Source organism: Wolbachia endosymbiont of Trichogramma pretiosum (assembly GCF_001439985.1).
Classification (GTDB): Bacteria; Pseudomonadota; Alphaproteobacteria; order Rickettsiales; family Anaplasmataceae; genus Wolbachia.
In genome coordinates this window covers 962,526-983,411 of sequence record NZ_CM003641.1, presented here as the reverse complement: position 1 = coordinate 983,411, position 20,886 = coordinate 962,526, and the positions used below count along the sequence as shown (strand labels likewise).

Annotated in this window: 18 protein-coding genes; 7 read left to right on the top strand and 11 right to left on the bottom strand. The window is 34.6% G+C overall.

Features of this window, described 5'->3' with window-relative positions; genetic code table 11:
- The first annotated feature begins 516 nt into the window (after nucleotides 1-516).
- Nucleotides 517-2,256 (top strand): single-stranded-DNA-specific exonuclease RecJ, encoded by a 1,740-nt coding sequence (gene recJ / locus wTpre_RS04860; protein WP_068652380.1) that lies wholly within the window; start codon nucleotides 517-519, stop codon nucleotides 2,254-2,256.
- Nucleotides 2,257-2,274: 18 nt separating this feature from the next.
- Here the strand turns inward: recJ and wTpre_RS04855 are convergent, their stop codons facing one another.
- Nucleotides 2,275-3,447, bottom strand: a complete 1,173-nt coding sequence (locus tag wTpre_RS04855) for an NADH-quinone oxidoreductase subunit D (protein ID WP_068652379.1) — start codon at nucleotides 3,445-3,447, stop codon at nucleotides 2,275-2,277.
- Between the two features lie 264 nt (nucleotides 3,448-3,711).
- Here wTpre_RS04855 and wTpre_RS04850 point away from each other — a divergent pair, with 264 nt between their 5' ends.
- The 6 genes from wTpre_RS04850 to wTpre_RS04825 all read left to right on the top strand — a co-directional run bounded on the left by wTpre_RS04850 (nucleotide 3,712) and on the right by wTpre_RS04825 (nucleotide 12,389).
- Entirely contained in the window at nucleotides 3,712-4,233 is a 522-nt protein-coding gene (locus wTpre_RS04850; RefSeq protein ID WP_068652377.1) for a cytochrome b, read from the top strand.
- Between the two features lie 5 nt (nucleotides 4,234-4,238).
- Nucleotides 4,239-5,234, top strand: a complete 996-nt coding sequence (locus wTpre_RS04845; RefSeq protein ID WP_068652375.1) for an NAD(P)H-dependent flavin oxidoreductase — start codon at nucleotides 4,239-4,241, stop codon at nucleotides 5,232-5,234.
- Nucleotides 5,235-5,366: 132 nt separating this feature from the next.
- On the top strand, nucleotides 5,367-6,713 hold the full coding sequence (locus wTpre_RS04840; RefSeq protein ID WP_068652373.1) for a hypothetical protein: 1,347 nt from the start codon (nucleotides 5,367-5,369) through the stop codon (nucleotides 6,711-6,713).
- A 104-nt stretch (nucleotides 6,714-6,817) separates the two neighbouring features.
- Nucleotides 6,818-7,183: a hypothetical protein gene (locus wTpre_RS04835; RefSeq protein WP_068652370.1), complete on the top strand. Its 366-nt coding sequence runs from the start codon at nucleotides 6,818-6,820 to the stop codon at nucleotides 7,181-7,183.
- Between the two features lie 51 nt (nucleotides 7,184-7,234).
- The gene (locus wTpre_RS04830; protein WP_068652368.1) at nucleotides 7,235-9,589 is read left to right on the top strand and encodes a VirB4 family type IV secretion/conjugal transfer ATPase; all 2,355 of its coding nucleotides are present in this window, start codon (nucleotides 7,235-7,237) and stop codon (nucleotides 9,587-9,589) included.
- Nucleotides 9,570-12,389, top strand: coding sequence for a hypothetical protein (locus wTpre_RS04825; protein ID WP_068652367.1), 2,820 nt, complete (start codon nucleotides 9,570-9,572; stop codon nucleotides 12,387-12,389). Before wTpre_RS04830 ends, wTpre_RS04825 begins: the two co-directional genes overlap by 20 nt.
- Nucleotides 12,390-12,761: 372 nt before the next feature.
- Here the strand turns inward: wTpre_RS04825 and wTpre_RS07025 are convergent, their stop codons facing one another.
- The 10 genes from wTpre_RS07025 to mnmG form a co-directional block, all read right to left on the bottom strand.
- A complete protein-coding gene (locus tag wTpre_RS07025; RefSeq protein ID WP_245609409.1) occupies nucleotides 12,762-12,986 on the bottom strand; it encodes an ankyrin repeat domain-containing protein in 225 nt (74 codons plus the stop codon).
- Nucleotides 12,983-13,144 (bottom strand): ankyrin repeat domain-containing protein, encoded by a 162-nt coding sequence (locus tag wTpre_RS07020; RefSeq protein ID WP_245609408.1) that lies wholly within the window; start codon nucleotides 13,142-13,144, stop codon nucleotides 12,983-12,985. The genes wTpre_RS07025 and wTpre_RS07020 overlap by 4 nt, the downstream gene beginning before the upstream one ends.
- 21 nt (nucleotides 13,145-13,165) lie before the next feature.
- The gene (locus tag wTpre_RS07015; RefSeq protein ID WP_245609567.1) at nucleotides 13,166-13,624 is read right to left on the bottom strand and encodes an ankyrin repeat domain-containing protein; all 459 of its coding nucleotides are present in this window, start codon (nucleotides 13,622-13,624) and stop codon (nucleotides 13,166-13,168) included.
- A gap of 151 nt (nucleotides 13,625-13,775) precedes the next feature.
- Nucleotides 13,776-14,555, bottom strand: a complete 780-nt coding sequence (locus wTpre_RS04815) for an SDR family oxidoreductase (protein WP_068652365.1) — start codon at nucleotides 14,553-14,555, stop codon at nucleotides 13,776-13,778.
- A 5-nt stretch (nucleotides 14,556-14,560) separates the two neighbouring features.
- On the bottom strand, nucleotides 14,561-15,205 hold the full coding sequence (locus tag wTpre_RS04810; RefSeq protein WP_068652668.1) for an alpha/beta hydrolase: 645 nt from the start codon (nucleotides 15,203-15,205) through the stop codon (nucleotides 14,561-14,563).
- Nucleotides 15,206-15,425: 220 nt separating this feature from the next.
- Nucleotides 15,426-16,019: an ankyrin repeat domain-containing protein gene (locus wTpre_RS04805; RefSeq protein ID WP_068652363.1), complete on the bottom strand. Its 594-nt coding sequence runs from the start codon at nucleotides 16,017-16,019 to the stop codon at nucleotides 15,426-15,428.
- 17 nt (nucleotides 16,020-16,036) lie between these two features.
- Nucleotides 16,037-16,294 carry a hypothetical protein gene (locus wTpre_RS04800; RefSeq protein WP_068652361.1) on the bottom strand — a complete coding sequence of 86 codons (258 nt, stop codon included), beginning with the start codon at nucleotides 16,292-16,294 and terminating at the stop codon, nucleotides 16,037-16,039.
- A 201-nt stretch (nucleotides 16,295-16,495) separates the two neighbouring features.
- Nucleotides 16,496-16,861, bottom strand: coding sequence for a hypothetical protein (locus wTpre_RS04795; RefSeq protein WP_068652359.1), 366 nt, complete (start codon nucleotides 16,859-16,861; stop codon nucleotides 16,496-16,498).
- Between the two features lie 94 nt (nucleotides 16,862-16,955).
- The gene (locus wTpre_RS04790) at nucleotides 16,956-18,752 is read right to left on the bottom strand and encodes an aminopeptidase P family protein (protein ID WP_068652357.1); all 1,797 of its coding nucleotides are present in this window, start codon (nucleotides 18,750-18,752) and stop codon (nucleotides 16,956-16,958) included.
- 8 nt (nucleotides 18,753-18,760) lie between these two features.
- Nucleotides 18,761-20,809: a tRNA uridine-5-carboxymethylaminomethyl(34) synthesis enzyme MnmG gene (gene mnmG / locus wTpre_RS04785; RefSeq protein ID WP_068652355.1), complete on the bottom strand. Its 2,049-nt coding sequence runs from the start codon at nucleotides 20,807-20,809 to the stop codon at nucleotides 18,761-18,763.
- Nucleotides 20,810-20,886: the final 77 nt, after the last annotated feature.

Sequence of the window (20,886 nt, the reverse complement as noted above, 5' to 3'; positions counted from 1 at the left end):
CTTCTGCGTGCTTTTCAGTCAATTTATCAATAAAAAGTGTGGGGTATCTTCTTCAGTGTATGCTGTAATATGTGCGCTGTATTTTTTTTTGCTAATCTTTCGGGGGGGTTATGTCGAGAATTTCAGATACTTAACCTTTATTCTTAAGCTAAAAACCGACTGGTACTTATGGTTTTTATAAAGAAAGTGCAAAAAATACTTTAGAGAATATAAAACAAAGGTAGAAAAGGTTTGAGTAACCAAAAACTGTTTCTAGGCATAAATTTGCGATTAATACTTAAAAAGTAATTACATTAATATAATGTTCACACTCATATACCAATGTAGATATATTGCTAACTAAAGAACATGTTATGCAAGAAGAAGTATTAGATTTTACAGATGCTCTTTGTCAAAATAAATGTGATTCCTTTCGAGTGACACTCTCCTATATCGTTCTTTAGATTATACAGAAATCTAACACAATTATAGAACAAACTGAAAAGTTCTGGTAAAGTAGTTTTATTTATAAAGGGCATGCTACTTGATATTGAAAAACGCAGCATAACAAATGCACTGTGGAAGTTACAAGAAGCAGATCAAAGGGAGATTTTTACTCTTATACAGAGATTTGAGTTGCCAGAAATATTAGCAAGAATATTAGTTGCTCGTGGTGTTAAAATAGAAAATGTACATAACTTCTTACACCCACTAATCAGATCGCTATTACCAGATCCCTTTCACCTCCTTGATATGGATAAAGCTGTTTCTCGCATAATAAAAGCAATAAAAAATAATGAGAATATTGCAATATTTGGTGATTACGATGTTGATGGTGCAACGTCATCAGCATTGATTAATAGATACCTAAGAGCGATTGGGACACACTCTACAATCTATATTCCAGATCGTGTTGATGAGGGCTATGGATTGAACACAGATGCTTTATTACAACTGAAAAATAATGGTATTAATTTATGTATTTCTGTTGATTGCGGTACGCTTGCATATCAACCAATAGAAGAGGCAAGGGTTTTTGGACTTGATATTATAGTTATCGATCATCACCTTGGTATAGAAAAATTACCAAGTGCTGTAGCAGTTGTTAACCCCAACCGCCTTGATGAGAGCTCCCCTTATAGTAACTTAGCAGCAGTTGGAGTGTCATTTCTGCTAATTGTTGCTCTTAACAGAAGCCTACGTGAGCAAGGATTTTTTACCAACAAAAAAGAACCAGATTTATTTGATCTACTGGATTTGGTTGCTCTTGGAACTGTTTGCGATGTTATGCAGATTACAGGCCTAAATAGGGCTTTTGTTTTACAAGGATTAAAAGTTATGTCAGCAAGAAAAAATGTTGGCTTACGTGTTTTATTTGACGCTTTAGGAATCCTTGAAAAACCAAGTGTTTCACGATTAGGGTTTAGTATTGGGCCATGTATAAATGCCGGAGGAAGAATTGGAGAAGCATCACTCGGTGCAAGGTTACTTTCCACTGATGATGAAGAAAAGGCGCATTCAATCGCGCTAAAACTAATAGATTTGAATAATGCAAGAAAAATGCTAGAAAATGAGGCTATTTTGGAAGCTACAACACAAGCGGAAAATTTTGCCCACTTAGGTGTAAATTTTATAATGGTAAGTGGTAATTGGCACCAGGGAATAATTGGTATCATTGCATCAAGACTAAAAGAGCAGTTTCACTTACCAACGATAGTGATATCTTTAAATAACGGAATAGGAAAAGCAAGCTGCAGGTCAATTTTTGGGATAGATATCGGTGCTGCAGTTCTTTCTGCAAAATTTACCAATCTAATCATTGAAGGTGGTGGTCACAGTATGGCAGCAGGATTTTCGATTGAAGAAGATAAAATAAGTGATCTACATGATTTTTTTACTCAAAGATTTGCAAATTCTACAAATGACAAAATCATAAAAGCCGATGGCATAGTAACAGCTAAAGCAATAAACTTATCCCTGTGGAATCAATTGCAACGCCTAGAGCCATTTGGTATTGGCAATCCTGAACCGAGATTCATCATTCAAGGAGCAAAGATAAGAAAGCCGGAAGTTATAGGAGTTGACCATATAAAATGTTTTATTGCTGACGATAATGTTGTGGTCAAAGCTATTGCGTTTCGCTGTGCAAATACTGAGCTTGGTGCTGCTATTATGCAGGGTGATGTTAAAGCCATTTTTGGTAAGATCTCTATGAATTACTGGAATGGCAATGAATTTATACAATTTATGATAGAAGATGTCTTAACCATTAGTTAATTTACTATTTTAAAGTAATTACCTATCAATCTCACCAAATACTATGTCGAGTGAGCCGATAATTGCTGCAATGTCAGCAAGCATGTGTCCTTTTGCCATGAAATCTAAGGCCTGTAAATGCGCAAAGCCAGGTGCTCTTATTCGACATCTATAAGGTCTATTGGTACCATCTGAAACTATATATACTCCAAACTCACCTTTTGGCGCTTCAACTGCTATGTAAGCCTCACCTTCTGGCACGTGATATCCTTCTGAATAAAGCTTAAAATGATGAATCATAGCTTCCATGGATCCTTTTATTTCAGCTCTTGGCGGTGGAGAAATTTTTCTATCTTCAACTTTTATTGGCCCTTCAGGTATCTTCTCTATGCATTGCTTCACCAAGCTGATAGATTGCCTAATCTCCTCCATTCTTACTAAATAACGGTCATAACAGTCACCATTTTGACCGATTGGTATATCAAAATCTAACTGATCATATATCTCATATGGCTGGCTTTTTCGCAAGTCCCAAGCAAGTCCAGCAGCACGTAGCATTGGTCCACTAAAGCCCCAATCAAGCGCCTGTTTTATTGATATTTCACTAATTCCTACAGTGCGTTGCCTCCATATCCTATTTTCTGTTAGAAGCTCATCAACATCATCTATGTACTTTGGAAATTGCTCTATAAATTTTGCAATATCTTCAATCAAACCTTCTGGGATATCTGCTGCAAGTCCACCTGGCCTTATATAAGCTGCGTGAAATCTTGCACCTGAGGCCCTTTCATAGAACTCGAGTATTTTTTCTCTCTCTTCAAAGAGCCATAAAAGAGGAGTCATCGCCCCAACATCAAGTGCTTGGGAAGAGATATTTAGTAAATGATTTAGTATTCTTGTCAGCTCACAAAATAGAACACGCAAATATTTTGCCCTAATCGGAACTTCGCACTGCAATAATTGCTCCACACATAGCGAATATGCATGCTCTTGTGACATTGGTGACACATAATCAAGGCGGTCAAAATAAGGCAGAGCTTGAAGATACGTTTTATGTTCTATTAACTTCTCAGTGCCGCGATGCAAAAGTCCAATGTGGGGATCTGCCCTCTCGATCACTTCACCATCCATTTCTAAAACAAGACGTAGCACCCCATGTGCAGCTGGGTGCTGAGGGCCAAAGTTTAGCATCATTGTCTTTAGATCTGGCATGTTTGGAAGTTTAAGATATCAAAATTGTATAGGGTAAAATTTGCTTAAAGTCAATAGGCTTCTTGTACAAGCTATAACTCATCGTTACAATAGAAAAACTCTCAAAAACTTCACCACTTCTTCATGATCTAATAGACAATGTTTATGTGTCACATACAATTATTGCACTTATGTTGATCAAGGCAGCGAAATTATGTATAGATAATTTTGATTGAGAAATAGTTTTTCTACTATATAAATTCTACTTTAGAGTAACCAAAATTAATGAAAAACAATAAATATAGTTTAGGCTTAAGGATCATTCATTGGTTAATGTCTCCTCTTATTGTTGGTATGCTTTGTTCTGGACTGTACATGAAAAGTTTGCAGATTAGCAGTGAAGTTAAATTCAGCATATACGCTATTCATAAGGCTTGTGGTATCACCGTTCTTGGATTAATTATGGTACGTATATTTTTTCGCGTCTTTACTTATGTTCCTCAATTGCCGGCAAGTTTTTCTCGGTTCGTAATTAATGCGAGCAAAACGACACACTTTGGTTTGTATTTTTTGATGGTGCTAATGCCATTAGCTGGTTATGTCATGTCTTCTGCTTCTAGTAAAGAGATCAAATATTTTGTTCATATCCCTTTGTTAATCAATGAAAACAAAGAGCTAGCTAGTACAGCTAATCAGCTGCATTCGATGCTTGCATGTCTTATGATAGTCTTTATAACCTTGCATATACTTGGTGCTTTAAAACATACATTTATAGATAAACAAAACATTTTCAAACGTATGATATAGGCTATATGTTGAGCGGGATTTGGAAGAAAGGAACGAATTTTCTCGGTAGTGAGTTTGCAGTAATGGGTGGTGCTATGAGCTGGGTTTCAGAGAGAAATTTAGTTTCAGCAATCTCAAATGCAGGTGGTTTTGGTGTAATTGCATGTGGTGCAATGTTTCCAGACTTGCTGAAAAAAGAAATCATAGAGACACAGAAATTAACTCATAGGCCATTTGGCGTCAATCTAATTACTATGCACCCAAATTTGAGTGAGTTAATAGATATATGCATTGAAACAAAAGTAAGCCACGTAGTTCTTGCTGGAGGATTACCAATAAAAACTAATATAGCAAAAATCAAGAATGCAGGCATTAAAGTTATGTGCTTTGCACCAGCATTAAGCCTTGCGAAAAGGTTAATAAACATGGGGGTAGATGCGTTAATAATAGAAGGTATGGAAGCAGGAGGACATATCGGTCCTGTTAGCACTTCTGTTCTCGCACAAGAGATATTACCTCATTTTAAAAATGAGAAAACACCGGTGTTTGTTGCAGGTGGAATAGGAAGAGGAGAAATGATAGTGAACTACCTAGAAATGGGAGCAAGTGGCTGTCAAATAGGTACATTATTTGTCTGCACGAATGAGTCAATCGCTCACAAAAATTTTAAAGAAGTGTTCATCAAATCAGCTGCGCGTAATGCTGTATCTTCTGTGCAGATTAGTGCTGATTTCCCTGTAATTCCAGTAAGAGCTATAGTTAACAAAGCAAGTGATGATTTTATGAATCATCAAAGAAACATTATCGATAAATATCAAAATGGAAAAATCTCAAAAGAAGAGGGGCAACTTGAAATAGAAAAGTTCTGGGCTGGAGCTTTAAGAAGAGCAGTAATTGATGGAGATGTTGAAACAGGATCTTTAATGGCTGGTCAAAGTGTTGGCATGGTTGATAGAGAAAAGCCTGTAAAAGAAGTAATAGATATACTAGTTCAACAGGCAAGCAATTATGTTGAAATGTAAAATCAGTAATCAGCAAAGAAAATAGTCAGCAAATTGCTATAATTATACTTAATAAGAAATAGCTACCCAGTTTTAATTCAAAATTAACGCTAAAGAGGTATTCATGCATTTTGTTATGTATGGAGAAATGTTATGCCAAGTGGCTTTGCAAAACATCAGAAGAGTAAAAAAGGTATTAATAAGAAATTGTATGATGCTATATACAAAAAGGTCACACAAAAAAAACATAATGATGAAAATCCAAAAAAGGGAGGGAGTAATATCACAGAATGCATAGAATTGCTTAACAAAGGAGCTGCTCCTGAGATGTTAATTGAGATATTAACGAAATTAGAAAAATTATCGAGAGAGAAAGAAAAATATCAAGAATATTATAATTATTACACCGAGAAATTTCTTCCAGCATTGAAAAAAGAAGCAATGGAATTAAAAGTCGAATTTCCAGTGTTTAAGAATGAAATAGAACAATCACAAGGATCACCAACAAAAAGAGGAAAAGTATTAGAGATGGTTTCAGAGATTAATAATAAAATTAGTGACAAAAATCATTCTAGTAGCATTATTCAAAATCACAAAAATAGACAAGTTAATGCTATGGAAAGTTTTAATAAACAAAGTCTTTCTGGTGAAATTGAAATTCCTAAAAATTTAGGTATTGATACTCTGGAAAAGGATTGTTTAGCTAAGGGTGTAAGTGGAAAAGGAACCCCTGAAATACATAATTCCTTGAGAAGTTTAGATCATTATGATACTTCAACAATTCTTACATCAAAACAATCGCAAAAAAGAAAGAAGATCACACAATCACAATTGAATAGTCAATCTGATCTTTCGATTGATAGTAAGGATTTAAAAAATGAAAATCCTAATATAACTATGAATGCTGTAGAAGTGCCAAGCGGTGCAAATACTCCTGAACTCAGTAGTAGTGATTTAGATAGTGGAATAAATTCATCTAGCTTGGCATCAAGTAGCAGAAGGAACAGCTTAACTTCAGTAACAAGCATTTCATCTGAGGAAAGTGTACACTTAAAATCAAACCCTACTGAGGAAGATAATAGTTTACAACTAGAAGATGAAGGAAAAGCAAAATTAGCACATCCGAACAAAATAAGGCCCAAAGGCGCAAGCGGAAGAATACCCCCTTCTAAACATTATAATAAGACTGAAGAAGGTCCTCATTGTGTGATCTCAGTGACAGGCAGTAAGGTAAAAGATACAATGCAATCCAATAATTATGAAAATAATAGTAAAAACAAAAATCTTCACGTTGCACTTGTAATAAGTTCTGCTCTCTTAGCAATAGAGTGCATTGTTGCAGGAGTAATGACATCAGGATTAGTAGGAGCAGGACTGTTTATGCTGGCTGGAGTGTTTGCTACAGCAGCTGCCGCTGAATTTTGTTCAAATATTCTGTCAAGTAAATTGACATCCATTAGTGTGAGTCCTCTTGTTGATAATAAAGAGCTAACACGGTGATAAAAGTTAAATATGAGTTACTTATGGTGAGCAAGTGAATTAGGTTCTTGCCTATTGATGTAAAAATTGTTACACTTGAGGAGTATCTTAAAAGTATTTAGCTGATGCACATTCAATTGGGTAGAGTTTTTGCTGTTGTAGCCCTGTTAAGTTTTGTCTTCATGTCATTTTCCAGTAAAGCAAGTGATGAATTGAAAAATATACCAGGAACATTGAAAGAACTTATTTCCTCATTTTCAGTTAAAGATACTATGGAAAATATGAGTCCCTCAACAATTATAGGTTTATGTATAGCTACAGTGATACTTGCGGCAGTGTTCAGAGGCCTAATTTTTTTCATGATAATATTTGGCGTACTGATCATGATGTTTGGAAGCACAGAAAAGGCAACAGATTACCTGAAAGAAAAATTCAACTTTGCAAAGGAAATGCAGTTACAATCCAATAACAAAAAAGACGATAAGGATTAAGTAGGATAGATGATTCTTTGTTATCTTTTTATTGAATACGCATGATATTATATGCAACCAAAAGTACCAGCCACTAGCTCTAATTCTGAAAAAAAGAACAATTTAGCGTTACTAGAAAGTATTAATTTAGATTTTGTCCCTTATGCTTGCCACTACGATGAAGAAACTATACTAACAAAACAGGGGGAATTATTAAAAATAATCAAATTAGAAGACTATTCTTCAGTTGATAACTATGGTGATCTTAGAACTGAAATTAGAAAAAGTATATCAAAAAATATCAAGAGTTTATATTTTACCGTTTGGATTCACACTGTCCGTAAGCGCAATAAACTTAGCTTAAAGTGGAATAAAACTGCAGACTTTTCTGATCAGCTACACTCAACGTGGTTTAATAAACTAGTTGATAGTAAACTACAGTATATAAATGAATTGTACATTGTAGTGTTACTTGGTAGTTTTGGCAAACATATTAATAATGTATTTTTTTTTGGCGGGATAAAGAATAGGCACAAGTTATTTTTACAAAAAAATCATCAAGAATTACAAAAAATAACTGACCTGATTCAAAAAGATTTAGAACCTTTTGGAGCTAAAAAATTGGGCCTTAGGTCTAGTGAAGGCAAAATATATTCTCAAATGATGGAATTTCTCCATTACATTATTACATTAACGCATAAAGATTATCCAATATGTGAAAGGGACCTATCGCAGCATGTTAAAAATTTAAAAGTAGCTTTTGGTTTCAATAAATTTCAGACATCGTTTGAAGGTCAACAGAAGTTTGGTTCTATTTTTTGCATAAAGGAATATCGAGAAATCCCCTTAGAAAATATAGATAGGTGTTTGCAACTTGACTCCGAGCTTATCATCACAGAAATAATAATATTTACTAGTAATAATAAAGCAGTAAAAGAATTTAAAAAACAAATTAATATTCTGCAAATCAGTGAGGACAATACCTTACTTCAAAACTCAGGAATAAATGAAATAATAGAGCTTGAAAAAATTTCTGCTATGGATTTTTGTCAACAGAAAATTATTGTTACAATCTTTGCAGATGATAAGAATAGGTTAGCTAAAAATATCAGCGATTTATCCTCTGTAATGTCGTTAATCGGGTTGATGATGTTTAGAACTGATCTGCACATGGAAAATCATTTTTGGGCACAGCTTCCTGGAAACTTTGCTTTTGTTACACAACCAAAAAATATATTAGAAAAATATGCTTGCAGCTTTGCTATGTTGCATGATTTTACATCAGGTACGTTAAAAGGAGGAAGATGGAAAGAAGCAGTAACAGTTTTTTTTTCAAAAAAAGACAGTCCTTACTTTTTTAACTTTCATGGAAAAAAAAACAATGGTCATACCACAATACTTGGAGCTCCAAATTCAGGTAGAACCTCACTGATCAACTTCTTACTCTCGGAATCAAGAAAATTTAACCCTAGGATTGTTATATTGGATAATACTGGAAAATCAATAATATTTACTAAAGCAGTAAGAGGTCAATATTACATAATTGATCCAAAATATAAAGATAAAAGTCTAAAATTCAACCCACTGAACATTGAAAATAGTGCTTCTAATCGCAATATGCTTGTTGAATTGATCAAAAGGATGGTTGCAGATGCAAGTTTGGTAGACATAGAAGAAAAGATAAAAAAAATTATAGATTCCATATTTGCTATACCAAGAGAATCGCGATCTATTTCTCAAATTTCTGAAGTGCTATTACTTCTTGGGGGTAAAATAAGTAAATGGTGTGATGATGGTGAATTGGCTTACTTATTACAAGGTGATGATGAGTCAGACATTAACTGGGGAACAAAAACTATATCCCTCAATATTGCAAATCTCACTAAGCAAAAAGAATGTATGTCCGTGATACTTTACTATTTCTTATACTCTTTCGAAGCAAAATGTGATGGCTCACCTGCAATACTTGTTTTGGATGAAGCATGGGAGATAAGTAATATTTTTCCTACAGAGGAAGAGTTTGACGACTGGATGCAAAGAATGACAAAGTTAAATGTTGTAGTAATTCTAAGTACTGAAAACTTAAACCTAGCATTTGCTAGCAAGTTTACTAAATATTTAGATAAGCATGTCGATACAAGAATCCTGATGCCGAACATAAATGCAAACAGGTTATACATGAAAGCATTTTCTCTGTCGAAAGAGGAACTGAATGTCATTTTGCAAACACCAACACAGGAAGGTTTGTTTTTGATAAAGCAGTACAAAGGTTTAGTAACTTTAAATCTAGATTTGAAGAATATGAAAGAAATACATGTACTTTCAGCTAATAAAGAGACTATAAAGTATATGTATGAAGCAATAAAGGAAAAAGGAGAAAAAGTGAGTAAGTGGTTACCGGCGTTCTATGAAAAATGTAAAGCTTAATTTTTTATTGATATTCTCCTTGATATTTTGTCTTTCTTATCAAGGATATGCTGATTGTCCAGCATTTGTAAAAAGTAATACTGAAATTGAAGCTATAGGAAGTAAAGCAGGAAAAGGTATTGCGCATTTTTTTACAGGCAAGTGGAGCGATTTAGATTTTGACGCAAAATTATTGCAACTTATTAAAGTTACAGCAGTAAATAATCAGGGAACAGAAGGTTACTTCGATCCAAAGATTAAGGTCTGTGATTACGAAGGGAACGACAACTGTCATATATTATCCGGTGGAACATTCTGCCGCAAGATATATGGAACGCAGAGTACAGGAGCTGGAGTTTCTGCAGCAGCTTTTATCGATTGGGAAGGAGATAAAACAAAAGCTGGAGGAGAATTTGACCAAGGTCTTGGATGGGAATGGGCAGATGGTGTTACTGATGAAGAAAAAGTAAAATTTGCTAATGCCCCTAAAATATGCGTTTGTAGTCAAAAGGGGGCTTGTATGTCAGGAATTTCTTCATGGGGCTCTAGAGTATTTTCTGGGGAAAATATTTTTCTTCTTGGAGAGATGGGAAAAGCTTGTGATACATGCTATCAAACAAAAGTAAAGTGTGCCCCTGTACAACTTGCACCTGGCCCACCTGCATTTTGTGAACAACTTGCGATATCACCACCGCAAGTTAAAATTGTTCCTATAACAAATGAAGAAAATGATTATTTCCATCCAAGAGTTGGAGTCATTATTGGTGAGCTGAAAGAAAGAAGGGAGATATATGTTCCATCTGCTGTTTCAAATCACAAGAATATTTCAAGTTGGACATATCCCATTCCATATAAAGATACTATCCATTATTTCAAAACCTATAGAAAGAAAGGTCAGCTCTGCGCTGAATATTATGGTACTGAAAAAGAAGAATCGAAAAGGAAATTACAATTTCCTGCCCGTTGTTTTCCATCACCAACTGCTCCAAAGCCTGAGGAAATAAAGGTAGTAAATGAAAATACGCTAGAGGTAAAAATGAAGATGGATGAGAGAGTTTGTACTGAAAGGGCACGTGGAACTCACAATAATCGAGTCTGTACTTTTAATGTTAATGCTGACACCAGTCGCTCTATAGAAGTTGGCCCTCTATTCTTAAAAGTAGTAAAGCCGGCAATAGTAGAAAAAACAACTGGTACCGGTAACATAAAAAGCGATATCGATAACATAATGGAAGGTATATTAAAAAGTAATTCGCAATTTGAAGTTCTAGAAAGATATGGGTATGTTCCCGATATCGAAGCAGAATGTAAAGAGTTTAAGGGAAATAACTGCAAACTGGATAATTTAGGATATCCTAAAATAGAAGTAAAATATAAAGAAAATCCTAAAAGTAAAATGCTATGCCTTTCTGGTTGGCAGCCAGAACCGGAGGAATTCGTTCTTGAAAAAGGAAGTGAGCTAATATCACTAAAGTCAATGAGAGCAAGCTATGCTAAACACAATACTGTTTACTCGAAAGAATCAAATCAATCTTATTATTTTCCTTGCAAAAGAGGGGAAATTATTGAATTAGTTGATGTTTTAGCAAAGCCACAAGATGCACTAGATGAAATAATATTCAATAAGAAAGGATATATTTCTATTCCTGAAGAAAATAAGCATCGAGGTAATTGCATGGCAAAAAAGGATAAAGACGTAGATACGAAACAAAATTGTAACAAATGCAAAATAGTATATGAGTTAACAGATGGAAAGTATGAAGAAAAAAACTGTAATCACGGTGATGATGGTTGCCTCTGCTTTGACAGAGTGTGTAGTCGCTCAACACAGTATGTGAACAAGGACAACAAGCCTTTTTACTTAAGAGTTTCACAGGATAAAAATGGAGTTGTAAAGAAGTTAGATCATCCAATTAAAGCAAATAGAACAGAAGTCTTTTTTGCTGATAAATTATGCAGATTCGATTTAGATGGTTTAAAAAAGAGATTGAGTGAAATAATAATAGCACAATTGAAACATAAGAAGCAGATTATTGAAGAAAGGGATCAAAAACTTTATGAGCTTGGAGATGGCTATACAGGTGATCTGTCAATGTATGATTACGTTGAAATAGAAGCATGGGGAAGTGGTGAAGCTGGTCATATAGCTGGTAAAGCTCAGTCTACAGAAAATAGACCAGGAATGCCAGGTGATTACATTAAAGCTAAACTGAGAGTCAACCCTAGTTATCCATATATTCAAGTAAAAGTAACAGAAGGAGGTGGTGGACAAGAAAATGATAAATCTAACAAGGATGGGGGACCTACTTTAGTAAAAATGTGCATGGACCTTTCACAAACACTTTGTAAAGATTTAATTACTGTTGCAGGTGGAGGTAGATACAGAATCTATGGGAGAAAGGATTACAAAGATACAATAATTCATGAACAAAGTTTAAAATTAAAAGAAGAAATTAAGAAAGTGGATAAGCTAAACTCTAGTAAAGATGATAAAATAGCATATATAGAAAACGGTGAGATTAGGTACAAAGATGTAACAAAATGTAGTAAAAACTACATGAATAAAACATATGGTGCTGGTGGTTGTATCAACGAAAGCAGAAAAAGTTATAGCAAGGGCGCTCCTGGTTATGTAAAAATTAAACCTATGTTTGATAAAATCGATAAAGAAAGAGTAAGAAAAATAGATGGTGCTATTGAAAAAATGATACAAAATACAGATGACATCACAGGTATTGATGATTCCTTAATAAATAAACTTGATAAAGAGATTATTGATACAATTAAAGAAGAAATTAGAAAAGAATTGTTAGGTCTATAGTCAAAGAACCCTGATAGTTGCAAATGGGGTAAAGTTGAATTTACATCACTGAGATTATCTGTTCAGATGCATGTGAAACCAGTGTTTCTTTTTTTGTATCTCAGTTCTCATAATGTCATCCCAGTGCGTAATGCACAGCTGTACAGAACATTGAAGATGTCATTCCAGTGCGTGACACTGGAATCCATGTAAATTTAACTGGATGCCAATTTCACAAACTAGTTTTCCCATCTATCTTATTTTGCTACTCTGCCGAACAGATACGTCAATTTCATCTACTGATTAGCTAGGTCTACTGTACTTTATATGTTGTACCAAAAGCTCCATAATTTTTTTTTGCTCATAAAATTGCTGAAATGAATATATTCCATTCTAGCCAACTAACACGAAGAACCCTCCTTGTAAATTTGGAGGATTATCATGCCAGCTAATGTTTCTTACGTATTCAGCAGCTTGTAAGGAAGTATCTCCCAAAAGGTTTTTAATATTAGGATCAGCACCTTTTTCTAGCATTAATCTTGCCATTTTTTCATTACCTTTCATAGCTGCTATATGTAGAGGTGTATTGCCAAGCTGATTGCCAATATTAACATTCACCCCTCTATACTAAGTAATAATTGAGCTACCTCGTCATAGCCATTATTAATAGCTACACATAAAGGATTCATACTGGTATCACAGCCATTGACTTTAGCACCATTATCAAGAAACAACTTAACTACTGATGCATGCCCATTCTGAGCAGTTAGATACAAAGGTGTGAAATTATTTTTCTACTATGTTAACATCAGCATTTTTTTTGTGATAATTAATAGTTCAACTATTTCAGTATGTCCATTCTGAGAGGCTAAGTACAGAGCTGTTATACCAAATTCATTGTCTTTAGCATCAATCTTAATTTCTTGAGTATTAAGTAACACCTTTACAACTTCTACAAGTCCATTTTGAGCAGCAATATGTAAAGGTGTCTTACCGTCAGTACAGTCTTTTATATTGGGATCATCTCCCGCTTTAATTAACTCCTCTATTATAGCTTTGCTTTTAGCTACAACAGCAAAGTGTAAAACTGTACTACCTTTAGTAGTTCTTTCATGAATATTAGCTTCTTTACTGATTAGTAACTTTACTACGTCCAAATGTCCTGAATAAAAAGCAAAATGCAAGGCTGTAAATCCTTTTTTATCCTTGATATTGATATCAGTTTTTACATTAAGTAATAACCTAACTTCATTTATGTTACCGTTATAAGCGGCTTGATGTAATAGAATATTTTCAACCGGGAGCGATTGAGTGCTGAATATATTTACCTCTATATAATAGTATGCCTAGTGGTGCTACATCAAAACAAGGAACATTCAAGATTTTGCATCTGGCAATCTATTTTCTCTATTCTAATATATACAAACTATTTAAACCCACCTTGTAATCAGGATAAACTAGAGAGACACCAAGATCTTTTTTAATTTTAGTATTGCTTACTTTTTTTGACCCTAAATAAAAACCCCGTGCGTAATTTGGTACGGAAGAAATCTCAACTGGCTCTGGAGGGCTAATATTGAGAAGCTCGGCTGCATACGTGACCACTTCAGATTGCGTAGAAGGTAAATCATCTGCACAATTGTATATCTCATAAGGCTTTATATTTTGCATGGAAGAAAATAAAATATTCGATATATCTTCAACATGAACACGAGAAAAAATTTTTTTCACATTTCTTGCTTTGCCAAGCTGCAGGTCAATTAGCGCATTTCTACCAGGACCATATATCCCAGCCAAACGAAAAATATGTACAGGCAATTTGCTACTTAGCCACTTCTTTTCAGACTCAAGGCGCTTTTCTCCTCTAATTTCTATAGGCTTTGTTTCAGATTCTTCATTCACCCAATTACCACAGTGGTCACCATAAACATTAGTTGCAGACAGATAACCAAGCCATTTAATATTCTCCAGACAATGACCGTATCTCTCCATAACATCATCGCCATCTGGAGGAATAGAAACTAAAACATGCGTTACGCTTTTAAGCAGATCTTGATCAACCTTTTCATAATCAAAAAGATGTATATCTTTATTTCTTGATGTACCATCAACTTTCCAGCCTAAATTTAGCAATTTTTTCGATAGAAATTTAGCTACATATCCGTAACCAAAGCAAAACAAGTGCATGGAAATTAATTCCCAAAATTCTTCTTGATAAACTCAACCCCTAACCTTATTCCTTCTTCATTAATAATATGGCCTAATCCATGAATTGGGTATCCTTGAGCGTTTACTCCATTTTCTTTTAGAGCTTTAACCGCTAAACCAAGGGAAGAAAAAGGTACCACATCATCAGCATCACCATGAATAATACATATGCTGGGTTTTGATTTGATCTCCGGTGCAATTTTTGAAGGTGAAAGAAACCTACCAGAATATGCAACAACCGATGCACAAGACTGAAGCCGGGTAAGAGCTACATGCATTGCAAGCATTGCCCCTTGAGAAAATCCAACTAAAGAAAGCTGAGTATCTTTTAAATTAAGCTCCTTTAATTTTGTACCAATAAAATGATTTACAATTGATGCAGCATTTTTCACCCCATTATATAGTGCTTCCTCACTACGATCCTCTAAACTAAACCACTGATAACCATCACCTATTTCTCTTTCAAATGGAGCATTGGGAACTACTAAATATGAATCAGGCAAAAACTTGCTCATAACTTTAGCAAGATGCATGAAATTATCGCCACTTGAGCCCCAACCATGAAAAAAAATAATCAAATTTTTCTTATTTTCATTTGGGCAAATTTCTTGGCTTTGTAGTTTAATCATCTCTTTTGTATTTGTGTTTTTTTTTGTAAAACTGACTGATCCATCAATATTAGACAAAATTCTATAAAATTCAAGAATTTCCATATCACCCAAAAAGGTAAGTACTATTTTAAAGATAAAAATCCTATTTAAAAACAAAGCAGTATCTCAAAAGAGCTATACCTTTTCAAATACTTTTTTATTGTTATTTAAATCCGAGCTTCTCGTCCTTAGCATACTTTCAGCGAGGTACTCCATTGAATAGTAAGGTATTTTTAAGTGCAGTAACTACAGTCATATCTGGATCTTCACGTTTTTCTCTTTCTACTTTTATAGCCAAATAACCAACTACTGCACCCAACAATAAACCAGTAATAGCTGATGTTGCACACGTTGAAATATCTGCTTGTATATTATATGCTACCACAAAACCCTTAATAAAACCTACTGCACCACAAACGCTAATACAGATACGCTCCTTCCGAAGTTCTATTTCATTAATTTTTCGTACATGATTTTTCAAGTACTTTCTTGCATCTTGAGTAGTACGTGTTAGAGCAGTTGCTCTATAGTAGTTTTTTGTGTTAGCATCTGATTTTGCTTCTACCAGGCACTTTACTATACCTAAATCACTTCTCTGAGCAGCTAGCATTAGAGGAGGGTTTCCTTTTCTATCTTGCGTATTAACATCTGTATTTCCTTCTTTTACTAGATACTTTACTACATCCCAATGAGCCTTATATATAGCTGATATTAGAGCAGTTTTTTCTTCAAAGCGTCTACCATTACTTCTTGCATTAACATCTACTTCTGCTCTTTCTACCAGGTATTTCACTGCCTCTAAATCACCATTTAGGCAGATGAAAATACTTTAGAAAGTAGCTCAGTACAACTTCTAACTATTCGTGCAATTGATAATGCTTGTAACGTAGAAGGTTGTCTCAATTCTTGAGTATCACCTTCTAATTTTGGTACAAGATTTTTTAGCCAAGGAACTAAATGTGTGAAATAATCAAGATCCTCTTTTGTGAAACAACTCAATAAATTTTTTACAGTATTAGATTTGTCACTTTCTTCAATTTCTCTATTTATACCACAATATTCTAACAAAGCATCAAGTATTGCTTTACTGTTAAAAGTATATACTATTTACTAGCCCCCTGAATAAACTTCGAAACCATCTCAATCCCTATTAAGGAATGAAGGCATTTTGTAGACTTTTTCTTTTAATACTTATGCCTTCTATTTAAAATTGGAATGAGAGGAACCTCACTACTGCCATAGCTCTTTGAATACTACTTGTAATAAAAACTACTTAGCTTCAACTTTCTCTATCAATTTCTTGACCAAGCCTCTCAATCTTCTGCTGGAATCATCAAGCTCTTGAATTTGTGAGACATCTTTTCTCATGAGCTCTTTGTGATTACTCTTTATGTAATCATACATTTCCTTCATCTGAGCAATCATCTTGTTGATATCCATACCATCCATATCAGGTATCATGCTAGTCATACTTCCTTCTAGCATACCGCCAGCCATAAGTTGCTGAGACATTTGTATGAATGGCTTTAAGGTCTGTTGAAGCAAATTAGGGTCGCTTGCCAATTTTTCTATTTGCTCTTTGCAAGTATCCATGTACTGCCTCATAAATTCATCATCTTGCACTTTATCTGTCATAATTACACCTATTTGAAACTAGTATTATATATTGTTTTTAATTAAAAACAATACAAGAACAACTATATTAATACTTGATTAAATGACAAATTAACTATTTTAAAGGTTCACATACTCTCTTTAACCATTCCTTATCTTTTATGCAATTTTCTATATTTTTATAAACAAATTGGTGATAGCTATTTATCCATTTAACTTCATCTTCAGTAAGCATTTGTATATCTATTAGCTTTTTGTCATAAGGAACAGAGGTCAATTGTTTAAAGCTTAAAAAGACGTTTTCTCGTCTTTCAATATACATCAGATTCTCAATTCTTATTCCATACTTTCCTGGAATATAATAACCAGGCTCGTTAGAAAGTATCATGCCTGGAATGAGCTCCACTTTATTTCCTCTTGATATTGCTTGCGGTCCTTCGTGTACCGAAAGGTAACTTCCTACTCCATGTCCTGTACCGTGCATGTAATCTATTCCAAATTTCCATAAATGTATACGCGCTAATATGTCCAATTCCCCACCATTGGTACCAGGGAGAAAGACTGCACTTGCTATCGAAATGTGAGCTTTTAGTACTATTGTGTAATGAGCCCGTTGCTCATTAGTTGGGTTGCCAACTGCTATAGTTCTTGTAATATCGGTTGTACCATCAAGGTACTGACCACCAGAATCGATCAAATATAGTCCATCTTTTTTAATAGCTTTATTTGTCTTATTGCTTGCACGGTAATGAATGATTGCTCCATTCTCGTTGAATGCTGAAATTGTTGGAAAACTCGATTGCTTAAACAAATTCTGCTCTTTTCTGTATTCTAAAACTTTTTCTTCAGCTTCAAGCTCAGTAATTTCACTATCAATAGTGTTTTCAAGCCAATATAGAAAATTTGTAACTGCTACTCCATCTTTGATGTGCGCACTTATAGCTCCAGTTATTTCAGTTTGATTTTTTACTGCTTTGTGAAGTAAACAAGGATCCTCCTTCTCAATTATCTGCTTATTTTCTATAAGACCTCTTTCATTACTTATTGTCATCTCAGTGCTTGACACTGGGATCAATGCTTTTTTATTTCTTGTCAAGCACTGGAATGACACCGAAGCTGATTTTTTATTTAAATAATGGTTATACAAGGAATCTATTGCATTCATAATGCTCATTGGAGTCGTGCTTGGATCTATCACCACCAAATTTAACTTATGTAGTGAATTTTCTAGCTCACTAATATCAAAAACATTTATATGGTTATCAAAATTTGCTTCTATAGTTGAATGTTTTTTATCTTGAATAAATAAATCAACATTGGCATTTTTATACAATATAGCACGACCCAATATACAAGGAGTATATTCCGCACTTTCATTTCTTAAATTTAATAACCACGAAATTGAATTTGGATCAGTCAGAAGAACTGCTTCAGCCTCTATGTTTTTAGCTACTCTTTCACATTTATCCTTACTACCCTCACCAGATACATGTGAGACTATTTTTTGTACTTTATGACTACTATCTTTTTTCATTAAGTATGGTACCAGTTTACAAATGCCTTCATATTTTCTTATGTCCTTCATAGTAAAATATTGCGGATGGTAACCCAGTGAGGTAGTCAATGTTAAGTTTTCTTTTACCCATTTGTATGGATCCTCTTCTTGTATATTATATACTCGAAAACTCCCCTGATCAAGCTGAATGCGAGCTTGTGTGATATAGCGTCCATCTGTAAAAAATGGGCACTTATCACTCTTTGTAACGATAAGTAGCCCATTTGTTCCCGTGAAGCCACATAACTCTGCTAACTCTTTTGAATATTCATTTAAATACTCGTCTTTAGTATGCAACATAAATGCATCAACATTTATTTCGTGCATAAAAGAGCGAAATTCTTCGATTTTTGACATGGAATACCTTATGCAGAATTAGAAGCTATTTTCGTTTTCTTATTCCTAAGGTACACCAATATGCTAACTATTGCTGCTGGAGTGATACCCTGTATTTGCTTTGCAATGCCAATTGTTGATGGTTTTATTGATTGCAACTTCTCTATCACTTCAGTTGACAAGCCTTTAATCTGTGAGTAGTTGAAATTAGTTGGAATTTGAGTATTAACTTCCTCTTGTAGAAACTTCATATCTGCTTCTTGTCTTACTAAATAAGGCTTGTATTTTGCTTCAATTGCAACTGCTTCATATATTTCATTCTTGGCTATGCTATCAGTTATAGTGTTATTCCAGAACATGAAGCTGGAATCTACATTTTTTTCAGTTTCAACTGCATCCATTCTATCATCATTCAAGTACTGGATCCCAGTGTCAAGCACTGGGATGACAGGAAGAGCTGCTTTGGTGTTATGCAAATAGCTGACACTGGAATCCATGTTTAACTCTGGCCATATTTCTCGTAATTTATTCCAGTCGATATTTGGATAACCGAGCAAATCTAATGCTGTTTTTCTTATTCCATCATAAGATATTTTAATGCCATAGGACCTGAGCTGCTCAGGAGTAATTGTTAGGCTCTCTAATTTCTCCTCAAGTTGCTTGATGGATTTAAGTTTACCCTGCAAAACAGAGTATCTCCCATGCGACACAAGAGAGATGTCATAACCTTTTTGTGTCAATCTTCTATCTGCATTATCTGACCTGATTGCCAGTCTATATTCTGCACGCGAGGTGAATAATCTGTAAGGCTCAGCAATTCCCTTAGTGACCAAGTCATCTATCATTACACCGACATATGAGTCTGCACGATGAAGAACAAAACTTTTTTGAGATAAAGAGAGTACTGCATTGATTCCGGCAATAATTCCCTGCCCGGCTGCTTCTTCATATCCAGTGGTACCATTAATTTGACCAGCAAAATATAGTCCTTTAACTTTCTTAGTTTCGAGAGTATGAAATAGCTCTCGTGGATCGATATAATCGTATTCAATTGCATATCCAGGTCTTAATATTTCTGCATTTTCAAGCCCTTTTATACTCTTTATCATTTCATACTGCACTTCGATGGGCAATGAATTTGAAATTCCATTTGGATATATAGTGTTATCATCAATCCCTTCTGGTTCTAGAAATATTTGGTGATTATTTTTTTCTGCAAATTTTTTAACTTTAGTTTCAATTGATGGACAGTATCTTGGTGCAATAACGTTATCTAAATATGAAGAAGCTGATCTGTGAAGATTCTCTCGAATTACTCTGTGTGTATGCTCATTAGTATGAGTAATAAAACATGAAACCTGAGGATGGTTAATTTTGTCTGTAAGATAAGAAAATGGTGTAGGTGGATTGTCACCCACTTGCTCTTGTAATACCGACCAGTTTATAGTACCACGATCAAGCCTAGGTGGAGTTCCGGTACGTAATCTGCCGAGTTTAAAATCATACTTCTTTAGCGTGTTTGCAAGCTCTATTGAAGGTTTATCTCCCATTCTTCCAGAAGGAGTTGTTTGCTCTCCTATATGAATCACACCACGTAAAAAAGTCCCTGTAGTCAAAACAACTCTGCTTGTCAGTGTACATTCACCTGAGTCTGTTATTACAGCTTTTATATAAGATTCTCCATTGCTATCACTTTCGATAAGAAAATCGTCAACTGACTCTTCTTTTACTGTCAAGTTGTTATAATTTAGGATAATTTCCTGTATTACTTTTTTGTATAATTTTCGGTCTGCCTGTGCACGTGGGCCCCATACCGCTGCGCCTCTGCTGCCATTTAAAACGACCGAGTGTATGCTTGCTCGGTCGATAGCTCTTCCCATTATTCCATCAAGGGCATCCACTTCCCTAACTACAACACCCTTTGCAACTCCTCCAATTGCTGGATTACAAGACATTTCTCCTATAGTTGAAATTTTGTGAGTTATAAGTAGCGTACTTGCACCAAGGCGTGCTGCAGCTGTAGCTGCTTCACACCCTGCATGACCGCCACCTACTACCACTACGTCGTACTTATGCATCTTCTTGAGTAATTCCTACTCTATAATATTCCAACTATCAGTGATTGATGTCAAATTTTACAGATTCCAGTGTTACA